Here is a 19,859-nt window from a genome sequence, read left to right on the forward strand (position 1 = left end):
GAACAAGATCATCAAGATATTCAGAATAGGATTCGAGTCATAATGACCTGTTTGAGTGTTTTTACCTGATTTTTGCGTGGTCGAAATGACCTTGTAAAATGTAATGAATATGATAAATAACATATAAATCATATAGATAAAAATTGGCACGCAATATGCCATAAGAGCTGCGGAAAGCATAAATAAGCGAGATAAACTCGCCCTCATCACTCTGGAGCTTCAATATGTTCTGTATTCAATGCGAGCAAACCCTATCTACCCCTGCTGTGAAAGGTTGTGCCTATGCCCAAGGCATGTGTGGCAAAACAGCAGAAGTCTCAGACCTGCAAGACGTGCTGGTGTATTCATTACAGGGTGTCTCATTTTGGGCCAATCTGGGCCGCGCATGCGGTGTGACGATCGACGCGATCGATCAGTGGGCGCCGAAAGCCTTCTTCGCGACGTTGACCAACGTCAACTTCGACCCTGACCGCATTATTGAATTTGCTCAGTTATCTCATCAATACAAACGTCAATTGGAACAACAGGTCCGTGCAGCGGCGACGTTGACTGGCTTTGAGATTCCAACATTGTCAGCGGCGGCTGAGTTTGAACTGCCACAGGACAAAGCGGCGCTGCTGGCATTTGCACCGACGGCGGCGGTGAACCGTGGCAAAGAGAGCCTGCACGAAGACATCATTGGCCTGCGTTTGCTGTGTTTATATGGCCTCAAAGGTGCTGCGGCTTACATGGAACATGCGCGCGTGCTGAGCCAAACCGACGATGCAGTGTACGCGGAATATCACCAGATCATGGCGTGGTTGGGTACGGATCCAACCGACATCGACGCGCTGCTGAAGACTGCGATGCAGATCGGCATGATGAACTACCGCATCATGGAAATGTTGGATAAAGGCGAAACTGAAACCTTTGGTCACCCAGCGCCCAACCAAGTGAACGTGAAACCGGTCAAAGGCAAATGTATTTTGGTGTCTGGCCACGATCTGCATGATCTAGAAAAAATCCTGCAACAAACCGCTGGCAAAGGCATCAATGTGTACACCAATGGTGAAATGCTGCCTGCGCACGGTTATCCAGAATTGAACAAATACCCGCACTTGGTGGGGAACTACGGCAGCGCTTGGCAGAACCAACAAAAAGAGTTTGCTAACTTCCCGGGTGCGATTGTGATGACGTCAAACTGCCTGCTGAACCCGAATGTGGGTCAGTACGCGGATCGCCTGTTTACCCGCAGCATTGTGGGCTGGCCGGGCGTGGCGCATGTGGAAGGGGACGACTTCAGCGCCGTGATCGCGTGTGCGCTGGCGCAACCGGGTTTCCAATATGACGAAATTGAGCACTACATTACCGTTGGTTTTGGTCGCAACGCATTGATGGCGGCAGCGCCTGCGGTGGTTGATCAAGTGAAACAGGGCAACATCAAACACTTCTTCCTGGTCGGCGGGTGTGACGGCGACAAAGCAGAGCGCAGCTACTACACCGACTTTACCGCACAAGCCCCACAAGACAGCGTGATTCTAACGCTGGCATGCGGCAAGTTCCGTTTCAACAAAAATGAATTTGGCGACATCAACGGCATTCCACGTTTGCTCGATGTCGGCCAATGCAACGATGCGTATTCGGCCATTCAGTTGGCATTGGCGCTGGCAAACGAATTTGACTGCGGCGTGAATGACTTGCCGCTGACGTTGGTGCTGTCTTGGTTTGAACAAAAAGCGATTGTGATTTTGCTGACCTTGTTGGCACTGGGCGTGAAAGGCATTTATACCGGCCCAACGGCGCCAGCGTTCCTGACGCCGAACCTGATGGCAGTGCTGCAAGCGCAGTTTGATATGCGCAGCATCACCACAGTCGAAAACGATCTGGCGACCATTCTCGCCGCGTAATCACAATCAGGCCCTGCGTGCAGGGCCTGACAACAAGAGGAGAGCATTATGTCTGCTTGGGCAGAACAGGACATTCTCGAATTGGTGTGCGCGCGTAAATGGATGGAAACGCCAGACTGTGTCAGCTTTGAGCTGGCCTCACCCGATACGGTGGCATTTGATTTCAAACCGGGTCAATTTGCCAGTTTGGGGTTTGAGATTGCCGGTCAAACGGTGTTTCGCGCCTATTCCATCAGCTCGATGCCAACGCAGTCGGTATTGCAATTTACCGTCAAACGCGTGGCGGGCGGTCAAGTGTCGACCCACGTGGTGGAGTCCCTCACTGCGGGGGATGTGATTCGCGTGATGAAGCCGCAAGGGCAATTCAACACGGTCGATTGCCCACCGCGCGAGAAAGTGGTGTTGATCAGCGCTGGGTGTGGCATTACGCCCGTGATGTCGATGGCGCGAACGTGGCTTGCGCAGGGCAACGTGGCGATTGATTTTCTGCATGTGGCGCGCAGCCTCTCGGAAACGATTTATGCGCGCGAATTGCAACAACTGGCCGCGGCTTATCCGCAGTTTCATCTCAAATTATTGCTCAAAGATGCCAGCGGCACTGAACATGCGCAGGGGCGTTTGGATCAAGCGGGGCTGCAACATTTGATTCCCGACCTGCATCAGCGCACGGTTTATTTGTGCGGGCCAGTGGGCTTTATGCAGGATGTCGAGCGTTACTTACAGGCGCTTGAGTTTGACATGCAGCATTTCTACCAAGAGAGCTTTACACCAGTTTACCAAGAGAGCTTGACTTCAGCGGTGACCGAGCCCGTGCCAGTGGGCAATGCGTCGGTTCGAGTACGCGTGGCGGCGTTTGACGCGACAATCGACGCGCCCAGTGAAAGCCTATTGCTCGAAGCGCTGGAAACGGGTCAACTGCCGATTATCGCCGCGTGTCGCAGTGGCATCTGCGGATCGTGCAAATGCCGCGTGACCTCGGGAACGGTTCGCAGTCACAGTCAGGACACCTTAACGGTTGACGAGATTGCGCAGGGATACGTGTTGGCCTGCTCCACGGTGATTGAATCGGACGTTGATGTTGCGCTCAACTAATCAATGTTGTGTCAACTCAAGTCACGCCTACTCAAGTCGCGTCAACGCAATGCGGCGCAGTGACGCCATCAATCGCTGAACTATTGGAGGGCCAGTGACAGCTGGCCTTCATCGCACTGCGTGTGTTGATTCAAAAAGGTGATAAACGCGCACACCGGCAGCGGTTTTGCGTAAAAATAGCCTTGAATGTAGTCCACGCCCAGCTCGCGCAAAATATCGAGCTGTTCCTGTGTTTCCACCCCTTCCACAATCACCTGCATATTCAAGCTCTGTGCGAGTTGCAGCATCGACACCAACAAGTTGTTGAGATGCAGCTCGTGGCCTAAATTCTTCACAAACACGCGGTCGATTTTTAACGTGTCGAAATGGAACTGACGCACGAAATTGAGCCCGGAATACCCCGTGCCAAAATCATCCACCAACAAGCGAATGCCAGACTGAGTCAAACGCTGAAAATTACGTTCAACGATTTTGAGTTCCTGTTCGCTGAAATCGCCATTTTCTGTAATTTCAAATGCGATGTATTCCGCAAAGCTTGGGTTTGCATTCACGCGCTCCACCATGCGATAGGTGAACGCTTCATTGCACATCAAGCTGCGATCAATGTTGACGCCAATGTACTTGCCTTGCATCAGTTCGGCGTTGTTGTCGACCAGTGCCAACGCGCGGTCGATGACAAAATCTGTCAGTTGTTCAATAAAACCCAATCGCTCGGCGAGGGGGATAAATATGGTGGGCGGAATTTGCCCCTGCGTCGGGTGGTTCCAGCGCAGCAAGGCTTCACAGCCAATCACGTGTTGGGTGGAGGCTTTGACGATCGGCTGAAAATAGACATCAAATTGGCGTTCACGCAGTGCATGCAAAATAGAACTTTCTAAGCTTTGTTTTTGCAGCAGTTTTTTGCGCTTGTACAGATATGCAGACAACATCACAAAGTAGATACACAGTAATATCCACGCTTCACTGACAATAAAATGCAGGTAGGTTTTCGGCGTAATATAAAATTCAAGGACCAAAGGAAATACCGAAGACTTAAACTGCAGTGTATTTATTATCTCTTTGATTTCTTTATTTAAAATTTTGTTTTCATAAACTTTAATTTCAAATGGCAGTAGATCTTCATCAATCACATCACTCACAATACGTGTGAGATAACGAGGCGGTATCAACATACTGATACCTTTTAAATCGCTGTTGGCGAAAATATAGATCAGCGAATACGTTTTGGTGATCGCGGTTTTGGTGTACGCCAGTGTTTCGTGTGAAGGGGAGTGCAGGACTCGCTCAAAAATAGACGGATAGATGTTGACGGCGGAATAGCCTTGCGTGCTGGTGCAGTAAATCATCGGTGAATGGTTAAAAATACCGATCTCTTTGGCGTAGTCCGATTGGAACACGCTTTGTCGCAGATGCCCTGCGACCTCTGAACACGGTCGTTCATGTTGCACCAGCGTGATTAACGGTTCTGTTTGCTGACGCGTGTGTTGCAGTGCCTGTTCAATAAATTGGATGGATTCTTTACCTAATCGGTCAAACCGTTGATGGCTATATAAGGCACAAAATAAAGCGTAAGCCAATAAAGCAATCCCGAGCAAAATAACCTGATGTATTAAAGATTGGCGGTCCAATCGTTTTAGGAAATAACTCAGTTTTGTTCGAATTAATTGCATACAGTATCGAATTCCAACTCAGCCTCGTTGCCATGGCGAGTATGTTTGTGTGACGGATGGTTTGACCAGTAACTATTTGCCATATTAGGTATTTTTAATCCGTTAAACGAACGAACATCATCGTCGATACCCATGAAATAGTCAATGTTTCTACTTATTTCTGTTGATGAGTATGCGAGGTAATTAATCAGGATATACTGATATATAATTTATATTATTCTGACATTTTAATAATTATAACATTCAGGTTTTAATTCATTTATTAAATAATATAAACAAAAACTAATAATAAAAACGCCCCGAATGTTCGGGGCGTTTTGTCAGGTTTTACCGGGGTTATTGAGCATCGACCGTGAGGTCTACACCGCTGCTTTCTGTTTTGAGCTGCGTTTTGCTGTCAAGCAGGAACACACGCTCAGGCGCGATGTGTGCTTCATCCACCAGATAGGTTTTCACCGCTTTGGCACGCGCTTCAGCAAGGTTGCCCAACTGCTCTGGTGTGATGGTGGTCGCATTGACCAGTTGGTTGTAGAGTCCCAGCAGCAAGGTGGTTTGGATTTGTTCATCCGTGACCTCTTTGCCTTCTGCGCGTTCGATCAACTGTTGCTCCACTTTGTTTCGCTCTTGGCGAATGCTGAGATCCAGTTGTTTTTTCGCCAACGTTTCTACGGCGTCTGCCAACGGCTCAGAATCGGCAATGCGGCTCGCACTGAAGTTGTCAGGAATGGCTTCAAGGCCACTCTCTTCCAACATCGCTTGCTGCACTTGTTTCTCTGCCAACGCTGTACTGTCGTCGTTTGCAGACACTGACGCCGCAATGCTCAGTTTCAGTTGCGGGCGTGAATCCAGCGCTTGCGCCAGTTTCAGCAAGCGTTCTTGCTCTTCTTTGGACAGTTCATTGTCACCAAATGCAAACGCAATGTGGTTGAGTTCTTCGTCCGAGCCCACCAAGTTCGCCAGCAGTGAGAACGGCGCAGTCACCGCTTTGACGATGATGTTGCTTAGCGCTTTTAGAATCACGCTACCGAAGCTGAAGCTTGGATCTTCGACATCGCCAGACACTTGTACGCCCAAGTCAATCACGCCGTCTTTGTCTTGCAAAATGGCGATCGCAAGGGTCAGCGGCAGGCTGGTGGCCAGATCGGATTCACTGGGTTTACCCAGTTTGAGCTGGTCGATCACCAAATGGTTGTTGCCTTCCAGTTGGTTGTTGTCCAGCTTGTAGTTCAATGCGAGAGACAACTGGCCTTTGTCGATGTAGTAGCCCGCATACGTGCCGGAATATGGGTTCACGGAGGTTAGTTCTACGCTCTTGAAGACCAAATCCAAGTCCAGATACGGTTTTTCAATCAGTGGGTTAATCTCACCTTTTAGCGTCACAGGCGCGTATTTGTCGATTTTACCTTTGATGTCCACTTGCGCTTTGGTGCCCGGTGTGGACGACAAGTGACGGACTGAGCCTTGCAGCGACTCAATGCCAGATGCGAAGTTCGGCGTCAGCGAGTTATCCGCAAAGAAGGCCGACCCGTTGACCAGTTTGACGGCGGCAATATCAATCGCCAGCGGTTTCTGGTTGGCTGGGCTGGTTTTCGTCTTCACCGCCACCGATTTGGCTTGTGGGGCCGACTTCGCTGCGGGCGCTTTGTTTTCTACCACAAGGTTGCCAATGTTGGTGCGTTTATCTTTGGCAATCATCACTTTCGCATAAGGCGCATTGAATGTGATGGTGTTGATTTTGAGCGTATTTTTCTTGGCATCGAAGTTGAGTGCATCGATGTTCATCGCCTGCCATTTGACCAGCGGTTGGTTTTGTACCGTGTCGCGGATCAGCAGGGTGTTGATCGCCGCTGAGCCTTGGTAGCTCGCTTGACCGTTGGCGTCACCGGCATACTTGCCTTGGGTCGAGAACTTGCCTTTGGCCAGCGTGAGGTTCACATACGGCTTGAGGTAAGGCTGCAATTGTGTGAGGTCGAGATCGGTGATCGCCAATTGACCCTGGGCGCTGAGCGCTTTGGCATCGACGCTACCTGAGGTTTTGATTTCGCCACGCGGAGTCTCTGGTTGCGCGCGCGTATTCGAACTGACGGCCAGTGACACATCGTAATCAATGGGCGTGTTGAGATCGCTGATCACCGGACCGGTTTTGATCGACAGCGGGAACACGCGCCAGAAGACGCCGCTACTTTGAACGCTTTCTTTCACGTTGATGTCGGTGTCGGTCATCGCAAATTGGTTTAGGCGCACCAACCAACTTGGCGCGGTGTCATCAGTGCTATTCGCGTTGTCATCAGTACCATTCGCGGTGCCGTTTGCAGAGTCATCGGTGCGAGCCGTGCTCTCCGTGTCGGACTTAGGTTGCGCTGGCGCGTCAGGGGTTTTAGTGCTTGTCGCTTGTTTCGGTTGAAACAGCGTTTGTAGATCCAACCCTTGGCGATCCATTGCTGCATCGACCCACAGTCCGTTGATCTGCACATCGGCAATGTCTACGGTTTGGGTTTCGCTGCTCACCCCAATGCCATGCACGGCCAATGACGGCAGTTTCACCTTCGGTGTTTGCCCATCGCTGATGGTGAGATGATCAAGGTTAAATTGACCGTTGCTCACTTGATAACGCAGCGCGTCGGTTTCGCGATCCAGCTGATAATGAGCGGCGAAGCCAATCGCCCCGTCGGTCACGGACGCTTGCATTTGATCGGCGGTAAATGGCCAGAAGGGCGGTAGTGTTAAACCTTGCAATGCCACGTCACCTTCAACTTTCAGTGGTGCCAATTGGAACTGGCCTTTGAGGGTGAACTGGCTGTTATCCACGCCTCGAATCATGAAGTTGTAATGGTTGGCTGCTGAGGCGAGTTGCAGATTCTTGTCTTGCGCATTTTGCGGCAATGCGAGGCTGTATGCTTGGCTGTCAAACTGTGACAGGTTCAGATTCAGGCCGTCGTAATTGAGCGCTGCACCCGTCACTTCGTCTTTGAAATGAAATTGGCCTTGTGCAATTTCAATGCTGCCGATGCGAAACGCAGGAATGCCAGCATCGTGAGTGTCGGCTTCGTCTTTCGGTGGGTTTTGCGCCGCGTTGGCCTCGACGGTATCAAGGATATCGCTGAAGTTGAATCGCGCGTGTTCTCCTGCGCTCAAACGTTGCAGTGCGATTTTCGGCCCGGTCAAGGTGACGTGATCAACGGTTGGCGTGAATGTGAACAGACTTTTCCAGAAGCTAAATTCGAGCTCCAGACGATCAAATTGCGTGAAAGCGCTCTGCTCATCTGCTTCTTGAATGGCAAACCCATCGATGCGAGCGCGCAATAAGAATGGGTTGATGCTGACCTGCTGCAACACCACGCTACGACCGGTTTGTTGCGTGATGATTTCAGGCGCTTTCGCTTTGAGCACGGCAGGGGTGATTAAACCTAAGGTGACGGCGTAAACGGCATACGCAGACACCGCATAGGTGCCATAGCGTATCGGTTTGGGCGCTTGTTTAAAGCGCTGAGCAAAATGTGACAAGGCGTTTGACATAACAGGGGAGATCCCTTTGTTAACTTCAGTATTTGTCCGTCGCGCGGGCCTCATACCTACAGGCAATACAAAGGCAGTGGGTCAGGCCGGTTGGATGATGCGTCACCACCTTTGCGCGACTGCCGAATGAGGCGTTCCGAACGAGGGCTTCGTTATGATTGTATATCCTAACCCGAGGCTTGAGGAGTCGAGCCAGATTGTGGTCAATCTAGGGGATTAGAACAGCGGTGTTCAGTGTACCTAAATTTGACGCGTATGAATAAGATTCAACACGAATTTATTGTGTATCCAGAGGCAGAGAGTCGCAAGGGAGAGAAAAAGGGCCGCCCACATCAGGTTAGGGCGGCAAGCACGGGGGTGTGTATGCCGTCAGAAGGCGTGTGTCACGCGAGGTATCTGTCGTGAACCGCCTTCTTCAGGATTGGTTGTTATTATGTTGTGGAGTTGAATGTGTTTGTCTTGCGGTGATTAAGCCGCTGGGTACGTTTTGTAGCGCACGCCCATCATCTGTTCCATACAGTGAACCACTTGGCAGCTGTAGCCAAATTCGTTGTCGTACCAAACGTACAGGACGCAGCGATTGCCTTGCGCGATGGTGGCTGCGCCATCGACCACGCCAGCGTGGCGAGAGCCAACCAGATCGGTCGAGACAATTTCAGTGGATTCGGTGTAGTCGATTTGCGCGGCCAGTTTTGAGTTCAGCGCCATCTCACGCAGGTAAGCGTTCAATTCTTCTTTATCGGTCTCTTTTTCAAGGTTCAGGTTCGCCACCGCCATGGAAACGTTGGGTGTCGGAACGCGAATCGAGTTACCCGTCAGTTTGCCAGCCAGTTCAGGCAGCGCTTTGGCAACCGCTTTTGCCGCACCGGTGGACGTCAAAACCATGTTCAGAGATGCTGAACGGCCACGGCGATCGCCGCTATGGAAGTTGTCGATCAGGTTCTGGTCGTTGGTGAACGAGTGAACGGTTTCGATGTGGCCGGAGACCACGCCGTATTTGTCGTGCATTGCTTTTAGCACTGGCGTAATCGCGTTGGTAGTACAGCTAGCGGCAGAAATGATGGTGTCTTCTGGCTGAATGACCGACTCATTCACACCAAACACGACGTTTTTGATGTCGCCTTTGCCTGGCGCCGTCAACAGTACTTTTGCCGCGCCTTGCGAACCCAGGTGTTGGCCCAATCCTTCAGAATCACGCCAAACGCCAGTGTTATCGACAACCAAGGCATCGTGGATGCCGTACGCGGTGTAGTCGACGTCTGCTGGTGAGTTTGCGTAGATGAACTGAATGTAGTTACCGTTTGCAATCAGCGCTTTACGTTCTTCATCGATGATGATGCTGCCATTAAACTGACCGTGTACAGAGTCACGACGCAGCAGGCTAGCGCGTTTTTCGAGGTCACCTTTCTTACCACCGCGAACCACAATCGCACGTAGGCGCAGTGGGTAACCCGGACCGCTTTTTTCGATCAGCAAACGCGCCAACAGACGACCGATGCGGCCGAAACCGTACAGAACCACGTCTTTTGGCTCATTCATGACATCGCCATTCAGCGCGCCTTGCAGCGCCGTGGCGAGAAAATCTTTCAGACCGTGCGCGTCATCATGCGATTGCCAGAATTGGTGTGCCATTTGACCGATATCAACACGACATGGCGACAGGTTCATCTCAGCAAGTTGTTGCACGATCGGCATGGTTTGTTCGAGGGAAAGCGGGGAGCCGGTGTAACGGCGAGCAATACGATGAGTTTTGATGATGTCGATGGTGTCAGCGTTGATCAGTGTTTTACCGAACAGGATCACTTCCACCCCTTTTTGACGATAAAGCTGACCGATGAGGGGAGACATGGATTCAGCAATCGTTTGGCTTGTTTGCCATTCTAGGAGATGTTTCTCTGGACTCATTTTTACTCGGGACCTTTCACGTTTCGTTGAGCTTTTTTGTCCATCGGTAGGGAGATGAACAACAGCGGTTTTGCCCGCAGTTTGGACTGCGTTTGGCATAGGGGGAGTTTGTTATTTTTATGTGGCCGGATTGTAATGGCTAACTGGTTATTCTGCTAGGAAAAATAATGACCAAATTTTTTGCTTTAATTTGGTGATAAACCAGTCAATATATGGGGTGGAGGCCGGTATTTTCACCGATTGACAAATGCAGATAGGCCGACTTATTTCGTGCTAATTTGGTTTCATATCTAGCTTGTCGGTCTTGTTTGCATTATTTGTTTCACAAAAATGTAATATTCATCAAGTTACCCCCTTAAAAGGTAAACGAGATCGCCAAGGAAATAATGTGTGCTTGGGTTTCGATGCCGGTTGCTGGGTTTTGCGCTTTGGTGAAGTGGCCGCTCAACGCATTTTCTGTGCTATTGACCACTTGCCACTCTCCATTGAGCGCGACATTGGGCACAATGTTGTAGCGCAGCCCCACCAGATACGAGTCGTTGTCATACAGTTTTCGCCGTTGTCCGTATTGTAGATAAGGCTGCCATTTCCCAAATTGGCGTGCCAATCCCACGTACCAGTTTGAGTAGAGTTGATCGTCGTAGATGTATTCGGCAAACAGGTGATACGGACCGAGCGCATAGTTCATGCCCAGCGCCAACAAATCCATATCGTAATGCGAGACGTTGTAACCGCCGGTTTGCAGATCCGCTTCACTGGTGAGATACGCCAAACGGAACACGTTATCATCGCGATACCAGTCGACCGTCAAGCCGTAAGCCGCATCAGCATCCAGCGTGTATTGCATGTCGTAAATCTGGTAATCATTTTTACTCGGCAGCGCTGCAAAGGTCGATACCCGCAGTTGTGAGGTGTCGGTGAGCATGGTATTCCACTCAAACGATGCGCCATCATAGTGGGTAATGCCCAGCAAACTGTCGTACACATCTTGGGGTGGCCGAATCCACGGGTAGGCGACCGAGACATAATAATATTCCGACATCATAAACACCGGCAGGCGCAAGCGACCGACTTTCGCGCTATAAGCGCCCCACGCCGATTCCAAATAGGCCCACTCGAGTTCGGGGCTGGAAAAATGATCTTGCGGGCGTTTGACGCCTTGCACCGACGCGCGCCAGCGATCATTGAGGATCCAATCCACTTGCAATCCCAGCGTGGTATCACAATCAAAACACCCGTCGTCATCAATATCCCGATGCACAAAAATCGGCACGGATGTGTCAGATTTGGCGGCAGACACGTTGCCAAACCCACTGACGCGCAGATGTTCCCCGACGTTGATTTGACTCATCGCCAGTGGAGAAAAAAGAATGAAGCCAATGAGAGACGTTGCGTTCATAGTGGTTCCTCACTATTGAAGACATAGATGACATGGACGGAGCCTGTCACCCAACTTGCGGGGATATAAGCGATGCCATTTTTATTGTGGGTGAGCCAAGCGATAACCTCTTGGATGTCGCTCTGTTTCGCCTCGAAAGGTGCTTTGCTGCGGCCAGAAAAAGTCTGCCGCGCCCAGATCGCTTGCATCTGCGCCGGGCTTTTACCGAGAAGGCCGTAATAAAACTGCTGACGCAGGGGGGAGTTCTGCGGCAGGTCGAGCAAGGAGATGTTGATGTCGTCGATGTGGCTCAAGCGGCCGCGGTACAGCATCTTGACTTGGCTGGCTTTGAGGGGCGGCAGGTTGGGATTAAGCGTCACAATGGCGTACGACTCCGGGTACGCGGCGGTACTCCAGAACAGCACAAGGGATGTGATAACCAACCAGACTCGTTTCAGCAAAAACGGTTTTCCTTCACCTAACTGACTCAACTTTCTTGAAATTATGGGCGCAAACGGCACAAACACTGTCTACTCTTTAACCATAGGCTAGGTCTCTTCACATTCAAGGTTAAGGAATGCGCACTGTTTCTCGTTTCTCAATAAAAGCTCGACTGATGCTGCTGTGTCTCATGCCGATGCTGGTGATTGGTTGGGGAACTTGGAATCTGTTCAGCCAATTCCAAACGCAATTGGTCGCTTACCGTGTGATCACCAAAAAAATCGATGCGTTGAATCATCTGACGAACGCGACCCATCTGGCGTACGACATGCTGATCGGGCGCATTCATCAAAACGACGTTCAGCGCTTGCGGATTGCTCTCGACAACGAATTGACCCTCGTTGGCGCCAACATCGATGATCAAAATCTCATGCGCGTGTCCGGGAATTCGGCCTCACTAAGTAGCAGCAACGTCGCAGAGCTAAAAAGCCTCGCCAGCGAAATTGCTTCGGCGACGGTGGCCGAGACCCACGAATACGGCACCTGGACGTTTGATTTGATCTACGAATTGCTCACCGACATTCAAAAGCGTAGCAATCATGAAGCGCCCACCGACATTCATACTTTGGATGTGGTGTATGACGATTTGAGTTGGTTTTTGTACTGGATGCAGCGTGAGGCGTGGTTTATCCGCGACTTATCTCAGACGGACACGCTGACGCCCCAGCAGCTCGGTCAGTATTTCCAAATTGCGGAACGTGAACAGCAGCATCTTGAACGCTTTATTGATACGGGCGCCAGTTCGGTTCAGTTGGATCAGATCGTTAAGCTATTCGCCCAACAAGACTTTCGCCAAGGCGCCATTCTGCGCGACAAGATCCTGCGCCAAGAAGTGACGCCCAGTGAGTTGAGCGGATATGTGCAGACGCTGGAGAATCGCCAAGCGGCGGTGCAGAAGCTGTTTTTGGGCTTTTCCGAACATTTGTCGCAGCAAATTGATCAACAGGTTCGTCAGGAAAGTCAGCGGATCGCCGTGATCAGCGCTGTGGTGGCGGTGGTGTTTGTGCTGCTATTGGTGCTGGGCCTTGGGACGTTTTATCGCATTTCATCCAAGCTCAATCGGATCCTCGCCACCATGGGGCAGCTACGGGACAAGCGCGATAGCGTGAAGCAGATCGCCATTGATGGGAACGATGAGTTCTCCGATTTCGTCGGTAGCCTCAACCACATTATTTTGGAACTCAAAGCGCATGAAGAGCGTTTGATTCACGCCAAAGAAGAAGCGATTGCCGCCAACCGGGCCAAGAGTTCGTTTTTGGCCAATATGTCTCATGAAATTCGCACACCGCTCAACGGCATCATTGGCATGACTGAAATTTTGGCCTCTTCTGGATTAAACGTGAACCAGCAGGACATTTTAGATGACATTGATACCTCATCCCAATCGCTGCTGATACTGCTCAATGACATTCTCGATCTGTCCAAGATTGAGGCGGGCAGCCTGACGTTAAATCCCAATGCGTTCAATTTTGCTGAAATGGTGTACGACACCGTGAATTTGGTGAATGTGAAAGCGATCAGCCAGCACATCGAGTTGGCGATTCAGCTGGACCCTGAGCTGCCGGTGATGGTGGTGGCGGATGAGTATCGGGTGAAACAGATCCTGATGAATTTACTCTCCAATGCGGTGAAGTTTACCCAAGACGGGTATGTGAATGTGGAAGTGAATTATGTCAGTCAAGACACGCCGCTGATTCGCTGTAGCGTCACCGACACCGGTAAAGGCATCGACAAAGACAAGCTGAGCACCATTTTTGACCCCTTTACTCAGGAAGATGGCAGCATTACCCGCCGCTTTGGTGGCACGGGGTTAGGGCTGGCGATTTGCCGCCAGTTATTGGAGTTGATGGATGGCTCGATTCAAGTGCACTCCACCAAAGATTTGGGGAGCCAATTTGAATTCACGGTTCCCGTGACGCTGCCACTCGAGCAGCCAACGCAGCAACCGATGAATCAAACCACGCTGTTTATCTCCAATAATTCCAATTACTCCGCGGCCATTCGCCGAGAGTGCACGCGTTTGGGACTGACCGTGGTGGAAGCATCGACCATTGCTCATATCGAGGACGCTTCAGTAAATCAAGTGGTGAATGTGCTCTATTGCCACAGTTTGACCCACGGCAAGTTATCCGATATCGATGATTTAAAGCAGCGCTTCCCGCACGCTCGGCTCATCATGTTGCAACACCATCTGTTCACGAATAAAGCCGTCGCAGATGCCATTCATGGTCGCATTACGTTGCCATTTTTGGGTCTGAGATTTGAAAAGCTGTTGCGCGAATCGTCGCCAAGTGCGCAGCTCGCGCCCGTGCAGGATGCTCGCCACCCTCGGCCAGCGCAAGAAGAAGAGGAAGCGACAAATCCCCGTATTTTGATTGTCGAGGACAACTTGATGAATCAAAAAATCGCGACCTTCTTTTTAGAAAAAGCCGGGTTAGCCTACGTGATTGTCAGTAACGGTCAGGAAGCGGTGGACATTGTGACCCAAGGCGGCCAGTTTTCTGCGGTACTGATGGATTGCATGATGCCGGTGATGGATGGCTTTACCGCAACACGTAAAATTCGCGAATGGGAGTCGGCGCAGGGGCTGAAAAACATTCCCATCATTGCGCTGACTGCCAGTGTGTTGGATGAAGACATTGCCCACTGTTTTGAAGCGGGCATGGACGCTTATTTGCCGAAGCCGTATAAATCGAAGCAGTTGTTTGACATCTTTACTGAGCTAGAAGTCGCGTAGGTTCGGGGTAATCCATCTGCTCGATGCGTTCAATAAACGCTTTGGCAGGCAGGGGTTTTGAATAGTAATACCCTTGGTACTCGTCGCAGCCTTCAATGGCTAACAGATGCAGTTGATTGTGGTTATTCACCCCTTCTGCCGTCACCACTTTTCCCATATTGTGCCCAAGCTGAATAATGGTACGCACCAGCATGTGATCGTCATGGTTGTTGACACAATTGTCGACGAATGACTTGTCAATTTTCAAGACGTCAATCGGAAGCTGGCTGAGGTAGTTCAGTGAAGAATAAGCCACGCCGAAATCATCAATCGCAATGCGAATTCCAAGGGTGCGCAAGTCCTGACAAGTTTCACTCACGTTCTGTGGTTGCTGCATCAATGTGGTTTCGGTGATCTCCAGTTGCAATAATTTCGGATCCAGATGCGTTTCTCGCAGCGCTTTGGTCACCACATTAAAGATATCGTCGTAGAGAAACTGCACGGTGGAAACATTCACCGCGATGCAGATGTTGTGTCCGGTGATCTGCCACGCTTTGGCTTGCTTGCAAGCTGTCTCAATCACCCAGCGGCCAATCGGAATGATCTGTTGGCTTTTCTCGGCCAAGCCGACAAATTCCTCGGGCGAGATCAATCCTAAATCGGGATGGTGCCAGCGAATCAGCGCTTCGGCGCTGTGTACTTCGCCGGTTTTAATGTCGACTTTGGGTTGGTAGTTCAGGGTTAACTGCTGCTTTTCAATTGCATTGCTGAGTTCGCGTTCCAACTGATAGTTGCGAATGGTTTCACCAATCAGCTCTTCGTCGAAATGTTGAATGATGTTGTTGCCTTTTTGTTTGGCGCGCAGCACGGCAATATCAACGTTACGACACCAAATATCGCTGTCGTGCATTGCATCTTCAAACAGTGCAATCCCGATGCTCATTGTCATGTGGTAGCTGCGGTTGTCGAGCTTAAAGCCTTGGCTGCATGCATCCAAAATGTAATGCGCCACCTGATCCGCGTAGAAACGAATGTCGTACTGGTCTTTCAAAATAATCGCGAACTCATCACCGCTCATGCGGTACAAATCCACCCGTGAAAAATCGAGTCCTTTCAGGCGTTTCGCCAGTTCAAACAGCAGCTTATCGCCTTGCTGGTGGCCCAAGCTGTCGTTGATCAATTTGAAATCGTCGATATCCAGTTGTAGCAGGGCGTAGTGTGTCTCGGTGTCACGCTGACGTTCAAGTGCTTTGGTGTCACGGGTAAACGCCTTGCGGTTTGCCAGTTTGGTGAGAAAGTCGGTGTAGCTGTCGCGGCGATAGCGCTCCAGTTGACGCTGCAATTTCTGTTTGTAATAGACGCCGACGGTCGCAAAAAAGGCAATGGCTGCCAGCTCGACGGCATCTTCTGTAAATTGATAAAACGGCGGCGTGCCGATTTTCTGATATTGCAGGTAACTCCCAATCAGCAAAATGGCAGACATAAATGGCCACAGTGAGCCAGGAAACAGCACCAAATAGGTCAACGGAATCAGAAGAAATGACTCTTCTATGGCGTCGAGCGTGAGCGGCTCAAAATAGCTGCCCACTAAAATGACCGCAATAGACCCCATCGCCGCCAACCGTTTCGTCCAACGATGACGGCTGATCAGCGCGATCAACATCAAGGCCGGGTAGGCATAGTAATATTGCACCGCAGTGTGATGCTCGGTGAGCAAGGTGTAGCTAATGACGGAAACGGAGAGCAGATACAACAACGTAATAACGAAACGCGTACCTAATCCCGAACCTGACTGAATTGACGTCGATGCCATATGGATCCCGTGTGAGTCGCGTTTACGCCGCAAATGAAACCATGTGCAGCAATGATTTTGGATTATGTTTGGAATTGTAGTCCTAGTTCTGTAGGGGCAAAGCCGACTCAAGTCAAAAGCCATCGCTTTATGGACAAAGTTGTGAGGCATTCTCACTAAAGAGACGTATTTAAAAATTCGTTAACTTTTGATGTAGTTCAAAAGGTTGAAAAGTGAGCGTTTTTCGGCGGGATCATGCGCAGTAAAAAGCCCTCCGAATGGAGGGCTGATATTATTTATGGATTTCACTGATGGGTTGAAGCTCGTGAACGGGCAGCCAGTTCACCTTCACGCCCGCTTGCAGGAACATATCCTGACTCACTTTAATTTTGTCCCCCCAGCGAGACAAAAAGTCTGCCGATTGCTCTGGGCAATGCACCGCAGAAATACCAGTTTGAATGATCTTGGCTGCGCAGTTGGGACAAGGGAAATGAGTGACGTAGATTTCACAGCCATCTAGATCGCGCTTGGCAAACAAGATGGCGTTCTCTTCCGCATGCAAGGTTTTGAGATATTTCATATCACGATCGTCGGTGTTGGCACTATCGGAAATGCCATGTGGATAGCCATTAAAGCCGACGGAGACGATACGGTTCTGTTTGGTAATCACGGCCCCAACTTGCGTGGAAGGGTCTTTACTCCACGAGCCAACAAGTTCTGCCATTTGGTAAAAGCGTTGTGCCCATTTAGAAATCATAGGATGGTTTCCTCAACAGAGTTAGCGGTCTATTTTGCCGATTGTGTGATCAAGATGGGTCCTAATATCCTTAATTTACCAAGGTGAGTCTAGGAAAATCTGGGCTTTATCCGCCAATGGAACCCAACTGCTTCCTGATTGCTCGGATTGGGGTGAGATCTGCATCAAACTTTGTGGACTGGGTGTATTTTAGCAATAGGGAATATTTGAGATTCGCTTTGTGAGATGTTTCTTACACGTGTTGTAAGACATTGTCCATTTTTAGTGAAGAGAAAAACGAGTTTGTTTTATTAACCTATTGAAATATATAAATATGATAAAATTTCGCCCACTTTCTTGCTCAGTTGGATGTTGTGAGCCGCTTGCTGAAAATCTCCGATGTCGTAATCTCAAGTTGTCAGCAGGAAGCAGACACGGAACAGGAAAGACCCAAGGACAGGTCATCTTCAGGACGAAGATTCGATGATTCAGGATGAATGATCGGCATGGAAAGTGAAGGACATTAGCTGGAAGCTTGGTAACTAGGATGGTTACAACGGATGGTTAATGGACAACTTAAAGGAATAAGGCGTGAATCTGTCAGGATGACGGATAAGGGACACCGCTAGGAAGGCGATGAAACGGAATGCGCTGAAGGATACAGCAGACTATCAAGGAATAGATGCAGGGAGCACCTATTAGTAGCCGGATTGCTGCGAGTAAGAACTGAACCCCACTAAGCGAAAGCTTAGTGGGGTTTTCTTTTATCTGCGCTGACATAACGTGTGGTTCCTTGTGGCACGTTGTCGTCATGACAATAATCTCGATTGCGTGAGGCGAGAAGGATGAATGATAATGTGCCCATCCGCCTGACGGCGTCAGGCCAACCGAATAATGAGAGCGAACACGACGTGGAGAAAACCTCTGAGTTCTTGCTGAAATCCCTAAAAGGCCACCCCGAACCTTACCTGTCGATAGGCACTTTACTGGAGTTGCTGAGACGACGCTCTTACGGGGCGCTGCTGATCATGCTCAGCTTGGCAGGGCTGATTCCGGGTATCTCTTTTTTTGCCGGATTTGCGATTTTCCTATTGGGGTTGCAGCTTGCTTTGGGGCTACAAGCGCCGCGTTTGCCGCGCCTCATTCAAAAGCGCAAACTGCATCGCCAGAAAACCATTCGCTTCATTGAAGAGTTATTGCCGTGGTTTGAACGTGTGGAACACTACATCAAACCGCGTTGGGCGCCGCTTTCCAATGCGTTGGCGCGCCGCGTGATTGGTCTCATCATCTGCGTGCTGGCGGCGGTCGCTGTACTGCCACTGCCGTTTGTGAACTTTCCACCGAACATTGCCATTATCTTTTTTGCGCTTGGCATCATTGAGCGCGATGGTCTGTTTTTGGTCATTGGTAGCGCGATTAGCGTCCTTGCGTTGTGGGTTGGCTATCTTCTGGTACGTATAGCGATGAACTCGCTGATGCTGGTATTATGACGCCACAATCTTCTGGTTAAGATGAGTAGTCAAAATGGAAGCACAAGTTAAGTGGGTCGAAGCGTTTAAATTTATCGGACAATCTCAATCGGGTCATTCCATCGTGATGGATGGCAGCGGCGGCGCAACAGCGCCAAGTCCGATGGAGATGGTGTTGATGGCGGCAGGTGGTTGCAGCTCGGTTGACGTGGTGGATGGTTTGAAATCAGCGGGCGAGAAAGTGCGCACATGCACGGCGAAGCTGACCACAGAACGTCGCGATACGGCGCCACGGATTTTCACCAAAGTGAACATTCACTTTGCCGTTTCGGGCGACAACCTGAATGAAGCGGTGGTGGCGCGCGTGGCGGCAGATTCGCTAGAGAAATACTGTTCGGTGTGCTTGATGCTGGGCAAAGGGGTCGAGATGACCCACAGTTGGGAAATCATCACCGACTGATGGAAACCGGGCTAACGCCCGGTTTTTTATTGGACGCAATTCGCTGTTCTTGTTGCCTTGGCTATGCTTATAGCACCGTTGATAGAAAACTCAGCAACAACATGGCGATCAAAGGACGAATCACAGAGTGGTATGCCGATAAAGGGTACGGTTACGTCACCTCGGAGGTGGACGCGTTGCGAATCAAATTTTATCAGCGTGATGTGTCCAACTCTGTCGACTTGAGCGGGCATGCCGGGCAAGCCGTACGGTTTCGCCTTGTGCAGGATGATGCCGGGAATCGCCGCGCGACGCATGTGGATGGTGTGCGTGCTTTTCCTTGGGCGTCGCTGTTGGCGATGTGGTTTTTGGCCGCGTTGGTTGGCGGTGTGGTGTATTGGCGTTACCCCGCTGAAGTGGCGTATTGCTATGGTGCGATGAGTGCCGTGCTGTGGTGTATCTACGGCTTCGATAAACGAGCGGAAAAGCGAAAAAAACCGCGCACTGGCGCGTCGGCATTGTTGAGCTTGGCGCTGCTGGGCGGTTGGCCTGGCGCGTTGCTGGGTCAATACCATTTCAACCCACCTCATCGCTCACTTCTTTATCAAATCGTATTGTTTTTCATTGTTTTAGGACATTTTTTCTTGTTGCTCTGGACGCTCACGCCGACGGGAATTCAGGGGCTAGAAAGCGTTATCGCTTCGCTCCTCGCCTTGCGTTGGAAATAGGGGAAAGTCAATTTGAGGCTTTTACTCTTTT

General features: G+C 50.4%; 13 protein-coding genes. 6 read left to right on the forward strand and 7 right to left on the reverse strand.

Features of this window, described 5'->3' with window-relative positions:
- Positions 1-224 precede the first annotated feature (224 nt).
- The gene (gene hcp, locus ACS18Q_RS16345; protein WP_004727701.1) at positions 225-1,886 is read left to right on the forward strand and encodes a hydroxylamine reductase; all 1,662 of its coding nucleotides are present in this window, start codon (positions 225-227) and stop codon (positions 1,884-1,886) included.
- A gap of 48 nt (positions 1,887-1,934) precedes the next feature.
- Positions 1,935-2,978, forward strand: a complete 1,044-nt coding sequence (locus ACS18Q_RS16350) for a 2Fe-2S iron-sulfur cluster-binding protein (RefSeq protein WP_441257997.1) — start codon at positions 1,935-1,937, stop codon at positions 2,976-2,978.
- Between the two features lie 80 nt (positions 2,979-3,058).
- Here ACS18Q_RS16350 and ACS18Q_RS16355 read toward each other — a convergent pair whose 3' ends face one another.
- The 5 genes from ACS18Q_RS16355 to ACS18Q_RS16375 form a co-directional block, all read right to left on the reverse strand.
- Positions 3,059-4,555, reverse strand: coding sequence for an EAL domain-containing protein (locus ACS18Q_RS16355; RefSeq protein WP_148228019.1), 1,497 nt, complete (start codon positions 4,553-4,555; stop codon positions 3,059-3,061).
- A gap of 429 nt (positions 4,556-4,984) precedes the next feature.
- On the reverse strand, positions 4,985-8,164 hold the full coding sequence (locus ACS18Q_RS16360) for a DUF748 domain-containing protein (RefSeq protein WP_441257998.1): 3,180 nt from the start codon (positions 8,162-8,164) through the stop codon (positions 4,985-4,987).
- A 468-nt stretch (positions 8,165-8,632) separates the two neighbouring features.
- Positions 8,633-10,069 (reverse strand): glyceraldehyde-3-phosphate dehydrogenase, encoded by a 1,437-nt coding sequence (locus ACS18Q_RS16365; RefSeq protein ID WP_143679513.1) that lies wholly within the window; start codon positions 10,067-10,069, stop codon positions 8,633-8,635.
- Between the two features lie 355 nt (positions 10,070-10,424).
- On the reverse strand, positions 10,425-11,468 hold the full coding sequence (locus tag ACS18Q_RS16370; protein WP_004727706.1) for a hypothetical protein: 1,044 nt from the start codon (positions 11,466-11,468) through the stop codon (positions 10,425-10,427).
- On the reverse strand, positions 11,465-11,908 hold the full coding sequence (locus ACS18Q_RS16375; RefSeq protein WP_038151894.1) for a hypothetical protein: 444 nt from the start codon (positions 11,906-11,908) through the stop codon (positions 11,465-11,467). Before ACS18Q_RS16375 ends, ACS18Q_RS16370 begins: the two co-directional genes overlap by 4 nt.
- A gap of 116 nt (positions 11,909-12,024) precedes the next feature.
- Here ACS18Q_RS16375 and ACS18Q_RS16380 point away from each other — a divergent pair, with 116 nt between their 5' ends.
- Positions 12,025-14,685 (forward strand): ATP-binding protein, encoded by a 2,661-nt coding sequence (locus tag ACS18Q_RS16380; protein ID WP_441257999.1) that lies wholly within the window; start codon positions 12,025-12,027, stop codon positions 14,683-14,685.
- On the opposite strand, the gene ACS18Q_RS16385 is transcribed toward ACS18Q_RS16380, so the two are convergent.
- Both ACS18Q_RS16385 and ACS18Q_RS16390 read right to left on the reverse strand, forming a co-directional pair.
- A complete protein-coding gene (locus tag ACS18Q_RS16385; protein WP_441258000.1) occupies positions 14,663-16,477 on the reverse strand; it encodes a putative bifunctional diguanylate cyclase/phosphodiesterase in 1,815 nt (604 codons plus the stop codon). The genes ACS18Q_RS16380 and ACS18Q_RS16385 overlap by 23 nt on opposite strands.
- 271 nt (positions 16,478-16,748) lie before the next feature.
- Positions 16,749-17,213 carry a dCMP deaminase family protein gene (locus ACS18Q_RS16390; protein ID WP_004727710.1) on the reverse strand — a complete coding sequence of 155 codons (465 nt, stop codon included), beginning with the start codon at positions 17,211-17,213 and terminating at the stop codon, positions 16,749-16,751.
- Positions 17,214-18,037: 824 nt separating this feature from the next.
- Between ACS18Q_RS16390 and ACS18Q_RS16395 the strand changes: the two genes are divergently transcribed.
- The 3 genes from ACS18Q_RS16395 to ACS18Q_RS16405 all read left to right on the forward strand — a co-directional run bounded on the left by ACS18Q_RS16395 (position 18,038) and on the right by ACS18Q_RS16405 (position 19,828).
- Complete coding sequence (locus ACS18Q_RS16395) at positions 18,038-18,682, forward strand: exopolysaccharide biosynthesis protein (protein WP_238529607.1); 645 nt, start codon at positions 18,038-18,040, stop codon at positions 18,680-18,682.
- Positions 18,683-18,716: 34 nt separating this feature from the next.
- Complete coding sequence (locus ACS18Q_RS16400) at positions 18,717-19,121, forward strand: OsmC family protein (RefSeq protein ID WP_014258077.1); 405 nt, start codon at positions 18,717-18,719, stop codon at positions 19,119-19,121.
- Between the two features lie 101 nt (positions 19,122-19,222).
- Positions 19,223-19,828 carry a DUF1294 domain-containing protein gene (locus ACS18Q_RS16405; RefSeq protein WP_441258001.1) on the forward strand — a complete coding sequence of 202 codons (606 nt, stop codon included), beginning with the start codon at positions 19,223-19,225 and terminating at the stop codon, positions 19,826-19,828.
- The last annotated feature ends 31 nt before the right edge of the window (positions 19,829-19,859 follow it).

Source organism: Vibrio sp. Vf1514 (assembly GCF_052076135.1).
Lineage (GTDB): Bacteria > Pseudomonadota > Gammaproteobacteria > Enterobacterales > Vibrionaceae > Vibrio > Vibrio furnissii.

What these genes read in the sequence shown, in the direction of transcription:
- hcp (WP_004727701.1), top strand. Translation starts at nt 225, where the DNA reads ATGTTCTGTATTCAATGCGAGCAAACCCTATCTACCCCTGCTGTGAAA.
- ACS18Q_RS16350 (WP_441257997.1), top strand. Translation starts at nt 1,935, where the DNA reads ATGTCTGCTTGGGCAGAACAGGACATTCTCGAATTGGTGTGCGCGCGT.
- ACS18Q_RS16360 (WP_441257998.1), bottom strand. Translation starts at nt 8,164, where the DNA reads ATGTCAAACGCCTTGTCACATTTTGCTCAGCGCTTTAAACAAGCGCCC.
- ACS18Q_RS16365 (WP_143679513.1), bottom strand. Translation starts at nt 10,069, where the DNA reads ATGAGTCCAGAGAAACATCTCCTAGAATGGCAAACAAGCCAAACGATT.
- ACS18Q_RS16370 (WP_004727706.1), bottom strand. Translation starts at nt 11,468, where the DNA reads ATGAACGCAACGTCTCTCATTGGCTTCATTCTTTTTTCTCCACTGGCG.
- ACS18Q_RS16380 (WP_441257999.1), top strand. Translation starts at nt 12,025, where the DNA reads ATGCGCACTGTTTCTCGTTTCTCAATAAAAGCTCGACTGATGCTGCTG.
- ACS18Q_RS16385 (WP_441258000.1), bottom strand. Translation starts at nt 16,477, where the DNA reads ATGGCATCGACGTCAATTCAGTCAGGTTCGGGATTAGGTACGCGTTTC.
- ACS18Q_RS16390 (WP_004727710.1), bottom strand. Translation starts at nt 17,213, where the DNA reads ATGATTTCTAAATGGGCACAACGCTTTTACCAAATGGCAGAACTTGTT.
- ACS18Q_RS16395 (WP_238529607.1), top strand. Translation starts at nt 18,038, where the DNA reads ATGAATGATAATGTGCCCATCCGCCTGACGGCGTCAGGCCAACCGAAT.
- ACS18Q_RS16400 (WP_014258077.1), top strand. Translation starts at nt 18,717, where the DNA reads ATGGAAGCACAAGTTAAGTGGGTCGAAGCGTTTAAATTTATCGGACAA.
- ACS18Q_RS16405 (WP_441258001.1), top strand. Translation starts at nt 19,223, where the DNA reads ATGGCGATCAAAGGACGAATCACAGAGTGGTATGCCGATAAAGGGTAC.